General features: G+C 66.5%; 15 protein-coding genes. 11 read left to right on the plus strand and 4 right to left on the minus strand.

Translation table 11 applies throughout. The features are described from left to right. Positions 1-117: 117 nt before the first annotated feature. Complete coding sequence (locus AC6CHP_RS00805) at positions 118-1521, minus strand: isochorismate synthase (RefSeq protein WP_188727216.1); 1404 nt, start codon at positions 1519-1521, stop codon at positions 118-120. Positions 1522-1636: 115 nt separating this feature from the next. Here AC6CHP_RS00805 and AC6CHP_RS00810 point away from each other — a divergent pair, with 115 nt between their 5' ends. The 4 genes from AC6CHP_RS00810 (at position 1637) to AC6CHP_RS00825 (ending at position 6077) form a co-directional block, all read left to right on the plus strand. Continuing rightward, positions 1637-2413, plus strand: a complete 777-nt coding sequence (locus tag AC6CHP_RS00810) for a demethylmenaquinone methyltransferase (protein ID WP_251425281.1) — start codon at positions 1637-1639, stop codon at positions 2411-2413. Positions 2414-2416: 3 nt separating this feature from the next. After that, on the plus strand, positions 2417-3748 hold the full coding sequence (locus AC6CHP_RS00815; protein WP_498227794.1) for a geranylgeranyl reductase family protein: 1332 nt from the start codon (positions 2417-2419) through the stop codon (positions 3746-3748). Continuing rightward, on the plus strand, positions 3745-4845 hold the full coding sequence (locus AC6CHP_RS00820; RefSeq protein ID WP_188727221.1) for a polyprenyl synthetase family protein: 1101 nt from the start codon (positions 3745-3747) through the stop codon (positions 4843-4845). Before AC6CHP_RS00815 ends, AC6CHP_RS00820 begins: the two co-directional genes overlap by 4 nt. A 446-nt stretch (positions 4846-5291) precedes the next feature. Continuing rightward, on the plus strand, positions 5292-6077 hold the full coding sequence (locus AC6CHP_RS00825; protein WP_498227796.1) for an endonuclease domain-containing protein: 786 nt from the start codon (positions 5292-5294) through the stop codon (positions 6075-6077). A gap of 138 nt (positions 6078-6215) precedes the next feature. Here the strand turns inward: AC6CHP_RS00825 and AC6CHP_RS00830 are convergent, their stop codons facing one another. Then, positions 6216-6641, minus strand: coding sequence for a hypothetical protein (locus AC6CHP_RS00830; protein ID WP_066278208.1), 426 nt, complete (start codon positions 6639-6641; stop codon positions 6216-6218). A 63-nt stretch (positions 6642-6704) separates the two neighbouring features. Beyond that, positions 6705-7361, minus strand: coding sequence for a trimeric intracellular cation channel family protein (locus tag AC6CHP_RS00835; RefSeq protein WP_188727224.1), 657 nt, complete (start codon positions 7359-7361; stop codon positions 6705-6707). A gap of 61 nt (positions 7362-7422) precedes the next feature. Here AC6CHP_RS00835 and AC6CHP_RS00840 point away from each other — a divergent pair, with 61 nt between their 5' ends. The 6 genes from AC6CHP_RS00840 to AC6CHP_RS00865 all read left to right on the plus strand — a co-directional run bounded on the left by AC6CHP_RS00840 (position 7423) and on the right by AC6CHP_RS00865 (position 14251). After that, on the plus strand, positions 7423-8292 hold the full coding sequence (locus AC6CHP_RS00840) for a sirohydrochlorin chelatase (RefSeq protein WP_498227798.1): 870 nt from the start codon (positions 7423-7425) through the stop codon (positions 8290-8292). A 54-nt stretch (positions 8293-8346) separates the two neighbouring features. Then, positions 8347-10092, plus strand: a complete 1746-nt coding sequence (locus AC6CHP_RS00845) for a nitrite/sulfite reductase (RefSeq protein WP_251425173.1) — start codon at positions 8347-8349, stop codon at positions 10090-10092. Continuing rightward, on the plus strand, positions 10089-10880 hold the full coding sequence (locus AC6CHP_RS00850) for a phosphoadenylyl-sulfate reductase (RefSeq protein ID WP_498227800.1): 792 nt from the start codon (positions 10089-10091) through the stop codon (positions 10878-10880). Before AC6CHP_RS00845 ends, AC6CHP_RS00850 begins: the two co-directional genes overlap by 4 nt. Beyond that, complete coding sequence (gene cysD / locus AC6CHP_RS00855; protein ID WP_066278202.1) at positions 10877-11824, plus strand: sulfate adenylyltransferase subunit CysD; 948 nt, start codon at positions 10877-10879, stop codon at positions 11822-11824. The genes AC6CHP_RS00850 and cysD overlap by 4 nt, the downstream gene beginning before the upstream one ends. Beyond that, positions 11824-13230: a sulfate adenylyltransferase subunit 1 gene (locus AC6CHP_RS00860; protein ID WP_498227803.1), complete on the plus strand. Its 1407-nt coding sequence runs from the start codon at positions 11824-11826 to the stop codon at positions 13228-13230. The genes cysD and AC6CHP_RS00860 overlap by 1 nt, the downstream gene beginning before the upstream one ends. 241 nt (positions 13231-13471) lie before the next feature. Further along, positions 13472-14251: a hypothetical protein gene (locus AC6CHP_RS00865; protein ID WP_498227805.1), complete on the plus strand. Its 780-nt coding sequence runs from the start codon at positions 13472-13474 to the stop codon at positions 14249-14251. Between the two features lie 12 nt (positions 14252-14263). Here AC6CHP_RS00865 and AC6CHP_RS00870 read toward each other — a convergent pair whose 3' ends face one another. After that, positions 14264-14695: an SRPBCC family protein gene (locus AC6CHP_RS00870; protein WP_498227806.1), complete on the minus strand. Its 432-nt coding sequence runs from the start codon at positions 14693-14695 to the stop codon at positions 14264-14266. Between the two features lie 97 nt (positions 14696-14792). Between AC6CHP_RS00870 and AC6CHP_RS00875 the strand changes: the two genes are divergently transcribed. Beyond that, positions 14793-15959 (plus strand): RtcB family protein, encoded by a 1167-nt coding sequence (locus tag AC6CHP_RS00875; protein ID WP_498227808.1) that lies wholly within the window; start codon positions 14793-14795, stop codon positions 15957-15959. Positions 15960-15976: the final 17 nt, after the last annotated feature.

The following is a 15976-nucleotide window of genomic DNA, read 5'->3' on the forward strand; positions in this document are numbered from 1 at the left end:
ATGAGATGTGCATCACAGGAAACTAAGTTTCACTATTGGATAACTAAATCACAGGGGAAAGCAAGCCCGCACGGGCAGGCGATGTCTCCCATCCCGGACTGCCGGGGAGAGAGGGAGTCAGCTGCTGATTCCCAGCGACTCCAGCATCGGCCGGAACTTGGCCCAGGTTTCCGCGAGCTCGGCCTCGGGTTGTGAGCCGTCAACTATTCCGCAGCCGGCATACAGTCGGACAGTATCCCGGGACTCGATGACCGCTCCACGAAGTGCGATGCCCCACTCGCCGTTGCCCGCTGCGTCCAGCCAGCCCACGGGGCCTGCATATGGCCCCCGGTCCAGGTGTTCCAGCTTCCGGATCAGGGCCCCGGCAACCTGGGTGGGGGTTCCGCAGACGGCGGCCGTAGGGTGCAGGGCGTTGATGAGCGCGAGGCAGGTGGGCACGTGGCCCTCGATTTCGGCCAGCTCAGCCTTGACGTCCGAAGCCAGGTGCCACACATTCGGGAGTTCCAGGATGAACGGCTCGTCGTGCGCATTCATCGCTTCCGAGAAAGGCGCCAGCTGCGTGGTCAGGGACTGGATGGCGATCTCGTGCTCGTGCCGCTGCTTTTCCGAGCCGGCCAGCACCCGGGTGGCGTAATCCATTGGGAGGCCGTCCGCGCCGTGGGCGTCCCGGCGGTCCAGCGTTCCAGCCAGCACGCGCGCCTGGGCGGTGCGTCCTTCCACCTGGATCAGCATCTCCGGCGTGGCCCCCACCAGCCCGTCCACCCCGTACGTCCAGCACTCGCGGTAGCGGGCGGCGAGCTCGCGCAGTACCTCTGCGGCATGTACGCCAGATGGAATAGTCGCCACCACATCCCGGGCCAGCACCAGCTTCTCCAGCGCGCCGGTCCGGATCTCGGCCACGCCCGCCTCGACGGCCGCCATCCAGGCTTCTTCGCTCAGCGATCCTGTATGCAGGGTTGCCCCTGCGGCGAGGGGGAGGGGGCGTACGACGGCGCCGCCCCCCTTGGTGGCCACGGCACCCAAGGTGCCGTCCCCGGCAGGGTCCGCTGCCGCCGTCGTGCTTCCTGGTGGCACCGCCGCAGGAGCCGCATCGCTCCGGAGCCAGCGGTCCAGCGCGGCGCGGGCGGTGTCCTCGGTGAGGGGGCCGTCGTCGAACGTCAGCTGGGTCAGCCAGACCTGCCCGTCCCGCACGCCCACCGCGATCTCCGGCACGATCAGCCGCGACTCGTGGGCGGAAGTCTTGGAGAACGCGAAGGAGCCAAAGGCCACGGGGCCCGTCCCGGGGAGCTCAACGGAATCGGTGACCTCGGCCTCAAGGACAAGGTGCCGCCACCAGATGTCGGCCTCGAGGAAGCGCTCGGGGCCGGTGGCGGTGAAACGCGCAATCTCGCCGAAACCGGCCAGTCCGGCTTCCCTCCGGGTCCAGCAGAGGACATCGTCCCGTACCAAAAACGCAGGAAGCCCCCCGGGGAAATCTTTTCCATCCAGGGGGACTGTGAGGGTGCGGAACGTGCTCGTCATGATGAGACAACACTACTCCCGCGTACACGATGGCCTTCCCCGGTCCGGGGCGGAGCCGGAATGGGGCAAATCGTGGCTGGTCGGGACGCTCCTGAACATTTGAGACAATGACATGGTGAACCGAGCATCCTTGGATAAGCGTCCGGACGAAGTAGCCACGATGTTTGACGACGTCGCACCGAAGTACGACGTCGTCAATGACGTCCTGTCCCTGTGGCAGACGCGCCGCTGGCGCAAGGTTGTGGTGGATGCCATGGAGGCCAGCAAGGGCCAGCGTGTCCTGGACCTGGCAGCGGGCACCGGCACCTCCAGCGAACCGTATGCCGATGCGGGCATAGACGTTGTGGCCTGCGACTTCTCCCTCGGGATGCTCAAGGTGGGCAAGCGCCGCCGCCCGGACATCAACTTTGTTGCCGGCGATGCCACCAACCTGCCGTTTGCTGACAACTCCTTCGACGCCACCACCATTTCCTTCGGACTGCGGAACGTCAACGAACCCAAGAAGGCACTGCAGGAGATGCTCCGCGTCACCAAGCCCGGCGGCCGGCTGGTCATTGCCGAGTTCTCCCAGCCCGTGGTTCCGCTCTGGCGCACCATGTACACCGAATACCTCATGCGGGCCCTGCCGGCCATTGCCACGAAGGTTGCGTCCAACCCCGACGCATACGTCTACCTCGCCGAGTCCATCCGCGCGTGGCCGGACCAGGACCACCTTGCCGCCTGGCTGCAGGAGTCCGGTTGGGAGAAGGTCACTTACCGCAACCTCACCGGTGGAATCGTGGCCGTGCACCGCGCGTTCAAAGCCGAAGAATCAACGCCGGACAGCGCCGCTGCCGCCATCGCGGCGCACAAGGGCCCCGTAGCCAAGCTGCGCCGCAACATCGTCCGCTGACCTGTGAAGGTACTGATTGTCGGCGCCGGTCCCGCCGGATCCACCGCCGCGTACTACCTTGCCAGGGCCGGGCTGGACGTGACCGTTCTGGAGAAGACCAGCTTCCCGCGCGAAAAGGTCTGCGGTGACGGGCTCACTCCCCGCGCTGTCCGCGAGATCCAGAAGCTCGGCCTGCCCCATCCCGAAGGCGACGGCTGGCGCCGGAACAAGGGCCTGCGCCTGATCGCCGGCGGGCGCACCATCGAACTGCCCTGGCCCGAGGTTTCCGACTTTCCCCAGTACGGGCTGATCCGCACCCGGCTTGGCTTCGACGAGGAACTGGCCCGGCACGCCCAATCCGCGGGTGCCGCCATCCTTGAGCGGCACAGTGTCACGGATGCCATTCGCAACGACGACGGCCGCGTCACCGGTGTCCGCGCAGCGCTCCTTGACGAGTCCGGACGCAAGACGGGGGAGACGCGCGAGTTCAGCGCCGACGTCGTCCTCGCCGCCGACGGCAATTCCACGCGCACCGCTGTATCCCTCGGAATGCATAAACGCGACGACCGCCCGCTCGGCGTCGCCGTCCGCTCCTACTTCACCTCGCCCCGCACGGACGACGACTGGATGGAAGGCTGGCTGGAGCTCCCCGGACGCGACGGCAAGCTCCTGCCCGGCTACGGCTGGGTGTTCGGTGTGGGCGACGGCACCTCCAACGTGGGCCTGGGCATCCTGAACTCGTCCAAGGAGTTCGGCAAGCTCGACTACAAGCAGGTCCTGCGCGAATGGACCGGCGGCATGCCCGCCGAATGGGGCTTCACCCCGGAAAACCAAGTGGGCGAGATCCGCGGCGCGGCGCTGCCCATGGGCTTCAACCGCACGCCGCACTACTCTCCGGGCCTGCTGCTGCTGGGCGACGCCGGCGGCATGGTCTCCCCGTTCAACGGCGAGGGCATCTCCTACGCCATGGAGTCCGCGCGGTTCGCTGCCGAGTTCATCATTGACGCCACCTCCCGCTCAGTGGCGGCCGGCGGAACGTACGACGCCGATGCGCACCTGGCGCGGTACGCGGACTATGTGCGCGAACAGTGGGGCTCCCACTTCACCCTGGGCCGCGCGTTCGCCGTGCTGATCGGCAAGCCTGCGGTCATGAAGCTCGCACTCCGGACCGGCATGCCCATCCCGGTGCTGATGCGGTTCGTGGTCCGGCTCCTGGCCAACCTCACGGACCCGTCCGCGAAGGGCTTTGAGGACCGCGTGATCCGCGTCCTGGAATCGCTGGTTCCGGCCACATCCAATACGCTGGCGGCCTCGAATCAGCGGTATCCGCAACAAAAAGTTAGGGTTAACCCGTGACCAACCCCGCAGACCACAGCTGGACGCACGCCGGACACGGCCTGCCGGACTCCGAACCCAGCCTCAATACCACCGCCATCGCAACGGGCCTGCAGCTGCCCGCGGGTTTCGCGGCCATCGCCGGAGACGCTGAACTGGGGCCGGCCATCACCAACAACCTGGCCCGGGTGGAGAAGAAACTCCGCGAAGCCATCGCCAACTCGGATCCGCTCGCTGACGCCACGTCGCGCCACCTGGTGGAAGCCGGCGGCAAGCGCATCCGGCCGCTGCTGACCCTGCTCTGTGCACACCTTGGCGACGCGTCGCTGCCCGCCGTGGTGCAGGCCGCCGTCGTGGTGGAACTGACGCACCTCGCAACGCTCTACCACGATGACGTCATGGACTCGGCCCCGTTCCGCCGCGGTGCACCTACCGCCCACGAGGTCTGGGGCAACTCCGTGGCGGTCCTTACCGGCGACCTGATTTTCGCCCGCGCCTCAATCCTGGTGTCCGAACTCGGTTCCCGGGCGCTCGGCATCCAGGCACGCACATTCGAGCGGCTGTGCCTGGGCCAGCTCCACGAAACCGTGGGTCCCCGTCCGGATGAGGATCCCGTGGAGCACTATCTTTCGGTGATTGCGGACAAGACGGGTTCGCTCGTGGCTGCCTCCGGCCAGCTCGGCGCCATCTTCGCAGGTGCCGATCCCGCGTACGAATCCGTGCTGGTGGAATACGGCGAAAAGGTGGGCGTCGCCTTCCAGCTTGCCGACGACGTCATCGATGTCACGGGCATCAAGGTCAAGTCCGGCAAGTCACCCGGCACGGACCTGCGCGAAGGGGTTCCCACCCTGCCGGTGCTGCTCCTGCGCAAGGCCGCTGCTGACGGTGACCAGTCCGCCGTCGAACTTCTCCGGCTTATTGACGGCGACCTGACCTCCGACGAGGCCCTTGCCGAGGCCGTCGCCGGCCTGCGCGAGCATCCCGTCACGGCAGAATCCTGGGTGGTGGCACGCCGGTGGGCTGACGAGGCGATCGACGCCCTCGCGCCGCTGCCCGAGGGCGTCGTCAAGGATTCGCTGTCCAGCTTCGCGCTGGCTGTGGTGGACCGCGCCAGCTGACCCAACGTGAAGCCCGGCTCCCTGCAGGGGCCGGGCTTCGCTGTGTGCGGCCCCGGGGCAACGTTGCTTAAACGGGACAGCCCCGGTCCGCAGCAACGATACGAGTCATACGTCGCTGTGAACCGAGGCTATCTCTCCGTTCGCATCAGACCCGCCGGAGGCGTTTAGCGGATCCGTGAATAGTCTATGACAGCTTTGTCACAAGATGCAACTACTAATTTACTGGTGGTGTCACGGACTTGTTGGCGCTGAGTTTCCCCACCTTTCTGCCGGCACCGGGTAGGAAGCCCGGCGAGTTGCAGGGACCCGCCGACAGGCAGCTCGAAAGCCGGGGAAGTTCAGCAGGAGCTTTGTCCACATAGGCCTCCCCGGCACTGCATTCCCCGTCGAAGATTGGGTCTGCTGGCTCCATGGACCTCACCCGATTTCTCACGTACGCAGGCTCTGTGGCGCGCACATCCACACTCCTGCAGGCTGGTTTCACCGACCGGAGCATTCGCAATGCTGTGGCGCTGGGTGACATCCGCCGTCTGCGGCACGGGGTGGTGGCACTGCCCGGGGCCCCGGCGGACATGACTGCGGCTGTCCTGGGCAATGGCCTGCTGACCTGTGCTTCCGCCGCAGTACATCGCCGTCTTTGGCTGTTGAGGGAACCGTCAAGGGTTCACCTCCTGTGCCGGCACCGTGGGCCGGCGGACGCCGTCGTGCACCGCGGGACCCTGATTCCTCCGGATTCACCAAAACCCGTGGCGAGCACTACTGACGTGTTGATCCACAGCCTGCGCTGCCTTCCGGCCATGGAAGCTGCCGTCATGGTGGAGAGCGCAGCCCGGCAGGGGATAACCACCCTCGGCTACCTGCGCGGGCGGCTACCCGGTAAGCGGAACGGTGCAGCCAGGCGCGTGCTGGAACTCGTTGACGGTACCGCAGATTCGCCCATCGAGGTGGTTGCCCGGATCCTTTTCCGCGCGGCGGGCATTTTCACGGAGACACAGGTGGAGCTCCCCGGCATCGGCATCGTGGACTTCCTGCTGGAAGGATTCCTGATCGTCGAGCTTGACGGCGCCACCCACCTTGAGCCCCGGCAGGTAAAGAAGGACCGTGCCAGGAACAACGCCAGCACCCTCACCGGATATGCGGTACTGCGTTACGGGTACGCCGACGTGGTGCATCACCCGGAAAGAATCATGGCAGAGGTGTGGCAGGTCCTCCGGGGCCGGGTTATCCGCTGAGATTCCTAAGGTTTTGCTGGCGAACCGGGGGAAACACCGTCATCGGAGGAGGACACACCGTCGCACACCCCAAAAGGTGAGGAAACCCAGCGGGCACCGGAGGATCTCGACGCCGCGCTGTAACGGAAGAGAGGGAGCCTAGTTGTCGTCGTCCTCGAAGGCCCACTCGAACATGTCGAACACGAACTCGGAGAACGTGCCTTCTTCGGACTTCCACTGCCCGCGGGCGTTGTTGCGCCGGTACACAATGGGGTCGGGGACGCTGAGGTCGCCCACCCGGAAGCCCCACGTGTATTCCTCTTCCTCGTCCTCGAGGAACATCAGGAAGCCTTCGTCGTCAACCTCGAGCTCGTCGGGATCCCAGAAGTAGTGGTACGCCTCCATCAGGTCCTCGCAGCCACCGACAGCCAGGTAGAACTCGCGGAGCACCAGGGGAATCTGGAATTGGTGGTCGGCCAGGGCCTTGTCCAGCTCGTCCGGATCCAGCCCGTCCTCTGCCTGCCATTCGTCTTCGAGATACTTCGGAACAAGCGCACGGAATTTCTCGAGGAACATGTCAGTCATGCTTCATATCCTAGCTAATCCCGGGCCCTGCAAAGTGACGCGGGAGTGCCACCGATGGGGTGGTCAGGCCGCGGGATTGCTGCCCCGCCGGTGCCACCCGTGAACGGCCAGCGGCGCCTGCCAGGAGCGCCGCCATGCCAGGATGCGGAAAGTGAAAACCACGGCTGCGATGGCGGTGGCCGTCAGCACGTTGAAGACGCCCAAGACCCACAGCCCGGCGGTCATGGCGGCCCCCACGAAGGCCGGCAGCGCGTAGATGTCCTTGGGGTTGAAGAGTTCAGGAACCTCGTTGGCGGTGATGTCGCGCAGCAGCCCGCCGCCCACCGCCGTGGTGACTCCCAGCAGGACCGACGCCACCGGGTTCATGCCGGCAGCCAGTGCCTTGAGCGTGCCGGTCATGCAGAACAGGGCAAGCCCGCCTGCGTCGAACAGGGTCAGCAGCGACGTGTACCGCTGCACGCTGGGGAACAGGAAGTACACCAGGGCCGTGGCCAGCAGCGGCGGTACAAGGTAGGCCGGGTTGGTGAAGGCCGCGGGCGGCCCGCTGTTGAGGATGATGTCCCGGATCACGCCGCCGCCCAGTCCCACCAGGGAAGCCAGCAGCAGGGACCCAACAATGTCGATGTGCTTCCGGGCCGCCAGCAGGGAGCCCGACACCGCGAAGAAGAAGACGCCCAGCAGGTCCAGCCACACCGGCGCGTTGTCAAAGGCGAATGTCATGGAGCGTCCCGGCAATTCAAAAGAGGGCGGACAGGGCGGCTCCAACGTTACGCTAGCCCGTATGAACAGCCCCATCATGATCGCCTGCGCCCATGGGACGTCCAACACACAGGGAGCCGCGGAGGTCAACGCCCTGCGCGCCGCCATCGCCGGGCTCCGCCCCGGCCTTGATGTCCGGGAGGCCTATGTGGACGTCCAGCAGCCTGATCTGGTGGACGTGGTGGCGGGCCTGCCCGAGGGGGAAGCCGCCGTGGTGGTGCCGCTGCTGCTCAGCGTGGGCTACCACGTGAAGGTGGACATTGCGCGGGCCGTGAAGAGCCGCCCGGGCAGTGCCGCAGCCGCGCCGCTGGGGCCTGATCCGCGCCTGGCCGCATTGCTGGACCAGCGGCTGCGTGAAGCCGGCGTGACGGATAACGACGTGATTGTGCTCGCCGCGGCAGGCTCCTCCAACCCCAACGCCGCCATCAGCGTCGAGGAACTGCTGGGCCAGCTCCGGGAGCTGCGGTCCAACCGGATGGTGGCCGCCTATGGTGCCTCTGCGAAACCTTCCGTGCCCGACGCCGTCGCGATGCTTCGCGAGGAGCTGGAAGGCGGTGCCGGGGCGGGTGAGTCCGCCGGGGCGGTCGACGTCGGCGGCCGCGTGGTGATTGCCTCCTACCTCCTGGCGCCGGGCTTCTTCCACGACCAGCTGGCCAAGGCCGGGGCCGACGTCGTGACCGAACCGCTGCTGCCCTCCCCGGTGCTCGCCGAGATTGCGCTGGACAGGTATGACGCCGCCGTCGAAAAAGCCCGTCAAGCCGCCGCCCACGCGCCAACTGAAACAACAGCACAGGCCCCCCAAAAGGCCCCCGCGGAACCGGCCGCAAATGCACAGCAGGGTGGCTTCTTCAAGGCTGTCCGGCGTTTCGTGACGAAATATTTCCCTAGGTGACTTAGCGTTTCCGGGCCTTTGTGACGCTCTTCGGGCGGGACCTACAGTCGATGCATGACTGATACAGCTCTAGCCGGAGCGTCGGCGGATTCCGCTGCCGCAAAGCGCCCGGCCCGCACGTCCCGTCCCGCCGCGAAGCCGCACGGTCAGTGGAAAGTGGACGGCAAAACGCCGCTGAACGCCAACGAAACCTGGAAACAGGAAGACGACGGCCTGAACGTGCGCGAGCGTATCGAGACCATCTACTCCAAGGAAGGCTTTGACGCCATCCCCGGCCAGGACCTCCACGGCCGGTTCCGCTGGTGGGGCCTGTACACCCAGCGCAAGCCCGGGATCGACGGCGGCAAGACGGCCACGCTTGAGCCGCACGAGCTCGAGGACAAGTACTTCATGCTCCGCGTCCGCATCGACGGCGGCGCCCTCACCACCGAACAGCTGCGCGTCATCGGGCAGATCTCCGTGGATTTCGCCCGCGACTCCGCCGACCTGACCGACCGCCAGAACATCCAGCTGCACTGGATCCGCGTGGAGGACATCCCCGAGATCTGGACCCGCCTGGAGGGTGTTGGCCTGTCCACCACCGAGGCCTGCGGCGACGTTCCCCGCGTGATCCTGGGCTCGCCCGTGGCCGGCATCGCCAAGGACGAGATCATCGACCCCACCCCGCTCATCGAGGAGCTGGGGGAGCGGTTCATCGGCAACCCACTGCTGTCCAACCTGCCGCGCAAGTACAAGACCGCCATCACCGGCCACCCCAGCCAGGACGTGGTCCACGAAATCAACGACTTCGCCCTGGTGGGTGTCCGCCACCCGGAACTCGGCGTCGGCTACGACCTCTGGGCCGGCGGCGCGCTGTCCACCAACCCGATGCTCGGCAAGCGCCTCGGTGCGTTCGTGACGCCGGAGCAGGCCGCCGACGTCTGGCTCGGCGTGACCAGCATCTTCCGCGACTACGGCTACCGGCGCATGCGCACCAAGGCCCGCCTGAAGTTCCTGATGGCCGACTGGGGTCCGGAGAAGTTCCGCCAGATCCTCGAAGACGAATACCTCGGCTACAAGCTGGCTGACGGCCCCGCCGCGCCCAAGCCCACCACCCCGGGAGACCACATCGGCGTGCACGAGCAGAAGGACGGCAAGTTCTTCATCGGCGCCACCCCGCTGGCCGGCCGCCTGTCCGGTGCCGCGCTGGTCAAGCTCGCGGACACCCTCGAGGCCCGCGGCTCCTTCCGGCTGCGCACCACCCCGCACCAGAAGCTCGTTGTCCTGGACGTCGAGAAGGACCAGGTGGAGCCCCTCGTGGCCGAGCTGGACGAGCTGGGCCTGTCCGCCCGCCCGTCCGTGTTCCGCCGCGGCACCATCGCCTGCACCGGCATCGAGTACTGCAAGCTGGCCATCGTGGAGACCAAGTACACCGCAGCCACGGCAGTGGCAGAGCTGGAACGCCGCCTGGCCGACCTCGCTGACAGCGGCCAGCTGCCCCACGCGCTGTCCCTGCACATCAACGGCTGCCCCAACTCCTGCGCCCGCATCCAGACCGCGGACATCGGCCTCAAGGGCATGATGCTGCCAACGCCCGACGGCGACCCCTCCCCGGGTTTCCAGGTCCACCTGGGCGGCGGGCTGGCTTCCAACGAGCGCGAGGAAGCAGGCCTGGGCCGCACCGTCCGCGGCCTCAAGGTCTACGTCGACGACCTCCCGGATTACGTGGAGCGCGTTGTCCGCACTTTCGTGGCCCAGCGGGCCGAAGGCCAGACCTTCGCGGAATGGGCCCACGCAGCAGACGAGGAGGCACTCCAGTGAGTAAGCACGCACTTGGGGTAGACGCCGTGGTGGCACCGGCTGAGGCTTCCGCGCAGGTTGAGGAGACGGTGGCGACCGCCGCTCCCAAGCTCCGCAGCAAGGAAGAGCTCAAGGCCATCGCCGAAGCCGGTGCCGCCGAGCTCGGCTGGGACGCCCCCGCCCGCGATGTAATTGCCTGGGTGGAGCGCAACTTCGAGCTGCCCGCCGTCGCCGTCGCCTGCTCCATGGCCGACGCCGTCCTCCCGGCCCTGGTGGCAGACCAGATGCCCGGCGTCGACGTCCTGTTCCTGGAGACCGGCTACCACTTCCCGGAAACCTACGCCACGCGCGATGAAGTGGCCGCGAACCTCCGCGTCAACGTGGTGGACGTGCTTCCAGAGAGCACCGTGGAACAGCAGGACCGGCTCCTGGGCAAGGACCTGTTTGCCCGCGACGCCGCCCAGTGCTGCGCCCTCCGCAAGGTGGCCCCGCTGCGCCGCACCCTGTCCGGCTACGAGCTGTGGTTCACCGGTGTACGCCGCGACGAAGCGCCCACACGCACCAACACCCCGCTGGTCACCTGGGATGAGGTCAACGGCCTGGTCAAGGTGAATCCGGTGGCTGCGTGGACGTTCGACCAGCTGGTCCAGTACTCGGATGACAACCTCCTGCCCGTCAACCCGCTGCTTTCCCAGGGGTACCCCTCCATTGGCTGCCAGCCCTGCACCCGGAAGGTGGCGCCGGGCGACGACCCCCGCGCCGGCCGCTGGGCAGGGACCGACAAGACAGAATGCGGACTACACGTATGAGCACTTACCTAACCGAGGAGACCACCCAGGTGACTGACGCTGCCGTTTCCACGCGCCTGAGCAGCCTGGACACCCTGGAGTCCGAGGCCATCCACATCATCCGCGAGGTTGTTGCCGAGTTCGAAAAGCCCGCCCTGCTGTTCTCCGGCGGCAAGGACTCCGTGGTGATGCTGCACCTGGCCACCAAGGCCTTCTGGCCCGGCAAGGTTCCGTTCCCCGTGCTGCACGTGGACACCGGCCACAACTTCCCCGAGGTCATCGACTTCCGCGACCGCACCGTTGAGCGGCTCGGCCTGAAGCTCGTGGTGGGCTCCGTCCAGGAATTCATCGACCGCGGCGAGCTCGCCGAGCGCGCCGACGGCACCCGCAACCCGCTGCAGACCGTCCCGCTGCTGGACGCCATCCAGCAGAACAAGTTCGACGCCGTCTTCGGCGGCGGCCGCCGCGACGAGGACAAGGCCCGCGCCAAGGAGCGCATCCTGAGCCTCCGCGACGAGTTCGGCCAGTGGGACCCGCGCAACCAGCGCCCCGAGCTGTGGAACCTCTACAACGGCCGGCACACCGTGGGCCAGCACGTCCGTGCGTTCCCCATCAGCAACTGGACCGAGCTGGACATCTGGCGCTACATCGAGCGCGAGAACATCGAGCTGCCCGGCCTGTACTACGCCCACGAGCGCGAGGTCTTCGCCCGCGACGGGATGTGGCGCGCAGTGGGCGAGGTGTCCCAGCCGCTGCCGCACGAGGACGTCATCACCAAGACCGTCCGCTACCGCACCGTGGGGGACATGTCCTGCACCGGCGCCGTCGAGTCCGACGCGTACACGGTGGCCGACGTTGTGGTTGAAGTCGCTGCCTCCACCCTGACCGAACGTGGCGCCACCCGTGCAGATGACCGCATCTCCGAGGCCGCCATGGAAGACCGCAAGAAGGACGGGTATTTCTAATGACCACCGAAGCAGTTCTCCCGGCGGACCTGGAAACAGCCCTGCCAACAACGCTCTTCCGTTTTGCCACCGCGGGATCGGTCGACGACGGCAAGTCCACTTTGGTGGGCCGCCTCCTTCACGATTCCAAGGCCATCCTGGCTGACACCCTCGACGCCGTTGCGCGCACTTCGGCGGACCGCGGCTTCGGCGGCGACAAGGGCGGGATTGACCTGGCCCTGCTGACCGACGGCCTGCGTGCCGAGCGCGAGCAGGGCATCACCATTGACGTCGCGTACCGCTACTTCGCGACTGACCGCCGCAGCTTCATCCTGGCCGACTGCCCCGGGCACGTGCAGTACACCAAGAACACGGTGACCGGCGCGTCCACGGCGGATGCCGTCGTCGTACTTATTGATGCCCGCAAGGGCGTGCTGGAGCAGACCCGCCGGCACCTGTCCGTGCTGCAGCTGTTGCGCGTGGCGCACGTGATCGTGGCCGTGAACAAGATCGACCTGGTGGACTTCAGCGAGTCCGTGTTCCGCGACATCGAAGCCGACGTGCAGCAGGTGGGCCGCGAACTCGGTCTGGGATCCGATGGACTCAGCGACCTTCTGGTGGTTCCGGTGTCCGCCCTTGATGGGGACAACGTGGTGGAGCGCTCGGAGCGCACCCCCTGGTACACCGGGCCCGCGCTGCTGGAGGTCCTGGAGACCCTGCCCGCCGCCGATGAGCTGGAAAGCCACCTCGAGAGCTTCCGCTTTCCGGTGCAGCTGGTCATCCGTCCGCAGGGCGCCCTGGCTCCGGACGCCGTCGCCGCCGGCCTGGACGTGGAGGCCTACCGTGATTACCGTGCGTACGCCGGCCAGATCACCGAGGGCTCGGTCAAGGTGGGGGACAAGGTCTCCGTCCTGACGCCCGGCCAGGACCCGCGCACCACCACTGTGGTGGGCATCGACTTCGCCGGCGCTTCGTTGGAGGAAGCCGCCGCCCCGCAGTCCGTGGCCCTCCGCCTGGCCGAGGAGTTCGATGTGGCCCGCGGCGACACCATCGCCGCCGCAGGTACCGTCCGCGAAGCCTCAGCCGACCTGTATGCGTCGCTCTGCTGGCTGTCCCCGAAGCCGCTGCGCGAGGGCCAGAAGGTGCTGGTCAAGCACGGCACCCGCACCGTCCAGGCCCTGGTCCGCAACGTCGGCGGCAAGCTTGACCTTGCGTCCTTCAAGCTGGAACCGGCGTCCACCCTGGAGCTTAACGACATTGGCAACGCGCAGCTCCGGCTCGCCGCGCCGCTGCCGCTGGAGAACTACCTCCACCACCGCCGGACCGGAGCTTTCCTGGTGATCGACCCGCTGGACGGCAACACCCTCGCCGCCGGACTGGTCAAGGACCACCCGGGCGACCATGAGGACGAGCGCTACAGCATCTGATTTCCCCTAATACCGCGGCAATACCGCGGCTTGTTCGCAGATCCTTGCCTTGATGGTTCGGATCCGCGAACAGGCCGCGGTTTTGTTGTCTTGGGCGGTGAGTACTGGCAACAGCCCTCAGTGCTGCCCTGTTCAAATGCAAGTACTCGCTACTCGTGCGGGCTGCTGCGCCACCACGACTTAATGGTCTGCGGGGGCACGAGCTTCCTTTGGATCTGGACGCAACACCTGAGGAGGCACAATGCCGGCCATCAAAGAGTGGAAAACCCGGGCGGCTGAGCATCTCCGGCGAGACTCCGAGGACTGGAGGATCGAACCCCGCCATGCGCGCCTGCTGATCCTGATCCCGTTCATCATCGCCGTGGTGGTGGCGGCAACCCTTCCGTTCAAGGACTTCTACCTCTGGCTGGTTAACGAGGACTCCGTTGTCGAATGGCTGCAGTTCGCGTGCCTGCTGGCGGCAAGCATCTTCCTGCCCCTCATCACCGTGTACCTGATCCGTGCCAAACGCTGGGGCATGGCTGTGCTCTATGGGGTTGTTACGTTGGGGGTCTGGTTCCTGACGGGCGAGGAGATCTCCTGGGGACAGCGCATCTTCGGCTGGGCCACGCCGGAATCCTTGAACGAGGTCAACCGCCAGGGCGAAACCACAGTGCACAATATCCGCGGCGTGCAGGAACTGGTCCCCGCGGCCATGCTCCTTGCGAGCCTTTACGGCGTCTGTGCCCCGCTGGTATGGACTGCCCTTGGAAAACGGTGGGAGCACCTGAAGAACAGGCGCCTGCTGGTCCCGCCGCTGTGCCTTGTGCCGGCCTTCCTGCTGGCCGCCGGCTACCGCCTGTTCCGCCTGCTGATCTGGCCGGAGCCCACGTTCGTCATCTCGGAGTATGCCGAGGCGATGGAGCTGTCCCTTTACCTGGGGCTCGCGATGTTCTGTTGGTACAACCTCCGCCTGCTGCGTGAGCCGCAGGCGGGGCCTGGCCGGAACCAGACCCGGGGCCTGCACCGCAAGGCTGCGTAGGTTCCAGACTTCTCACGACTCCAGAATGGTCTTGAGTTTCTGCAGGTCCTTGCGGGTTTCCCGGCGGATCATCGGTGCCATGAAAAGCCCCGCGAGCTTCGAGAAATCCGAGGGGCTCCCGGTGTTGCCAAGCGTCATGCGCGTCCCGCCGTCGTCGTCCGTCCAGGTGTAGGTGGTCTGCATGGGGAACGGGCCCTGCGCCGTCCGCATGACGAGCCGCTCGCCGGGGACATAGTCCACGAACTCATAGGTGTAGCTGAGCTCGCGGCCCAGGAACTTTGCCGTGAAGGCCACCTTGAATCCGGTACCCAGCGGTCCGGCGTTCAGGCGCTGCGACCTGTGGATGTTGGCGTACCACGTGGGGGCGTTGTCCGGGTTGGCCGCATAGTCCGCCACCTCCGCACGCGGCCTGCGGATGAGGATGCCGGTCTGGACGTTCACCATACGTGCGTCTCCTTGTCAGGGTGGACCGGCCAGATAACCTGCCCGGGGTTAGCCTAGGAACCACGTTAGTCCCCAGCCGTCCCATGGGAGGCCCCGCATGGAAGCCATCAACAGCAAGCTGCTGAACTGGGCCTCGATCCTGGATGACAAGACGCGTGAGCAGGCGGTGAAGACCTCACAGCTGCCATTCATTTACCCGCACCTCGCCCTGATGCCCGATGCCCACCTGGGAAAGGGCGCCACCGTGGGCTCGGTGATCCCCACCCTGCACGCGATCATTCCGGCGGCCGTGGGGGTGGATATCGGCTGCGGCATGATCGCCGTCCGGACCCAGTACGCACTGAAGGACCTGCCCAGGGACCGGAAGAGGCTGCGCGAGGACATCGAGCAGACAATCCCGCTGTCCGCCGGCCACAACAACCGGACTGTGCAGGCCACGGCGGAGCCGCGGATAGCCGAGCTGAAGAAGCTGGCCGCGAAAGCCGGCTTCAACCCGGCTCAGTACGTGGAGAAGTGGGACCTCCAGCTGGGCTCGCTCGGATCTGGCAACCACTTCATTGAGGTCTGCGCGGACGAGGCCGACGCCGTGTGGCTGTTCCTGCACTCAGGTTCCCGCGGCATCGGCAACAAGATCGCCCAGCATCACATCGGCGTCGCCCAGCACGCGGTGGCCAAGCAACAGATCCACCTGCCGGACCCGGACCTCGCCTACCTCGAGGAGGGCACGTCCCAGTTCGAGAGGTACATGGCGGAGCTAAGCTGGGCCCAGCACTTCGCCCTCCTGAACCGCGAAGAGATGATGGACCGCGTCAGTGCCCAGTTCGGCCGTTGGGTGGGCGGGACGGTGCAGGAACTCGAGAGGGTCAACTGCCACCACAACTTCACCCGGCAGGAGGTCCACTACGGCAAGTCCGTCTGGGTGTCCCGCAAAGGCGCCATCAAAGCCGCCCACGGCGATCCCGGACTTATTCCGGGGTCCATGGGGACGTCGTCGTACGTGGTGGAAGGACTCGGCAACGCGGCGTCGCTGAACTCCTCGCCGCACGGGGCAGGCCGGGAGTACTCCCGCAACGCCGCCCGGAAAACCTTCTCCCTCGACGAACTGAAAAAGGCCATGCGGGGCATCGAGTTCAGGGCCTCGGAGGCGTTCATCGACGAGATACCCGCGGCCTACAAACCCATCGACGTCGTGATGCAGGACGCGGCGGACCTGGTCACCGTCCGGCACAAGCTGCGGCAGCTGGTCAACGTCAAAGGAAACTGAGCCGGTCACGGGCACCT

Source organism: Pseudarthrobacter sp. GQ63 (genome assembly GCF_059758765.1).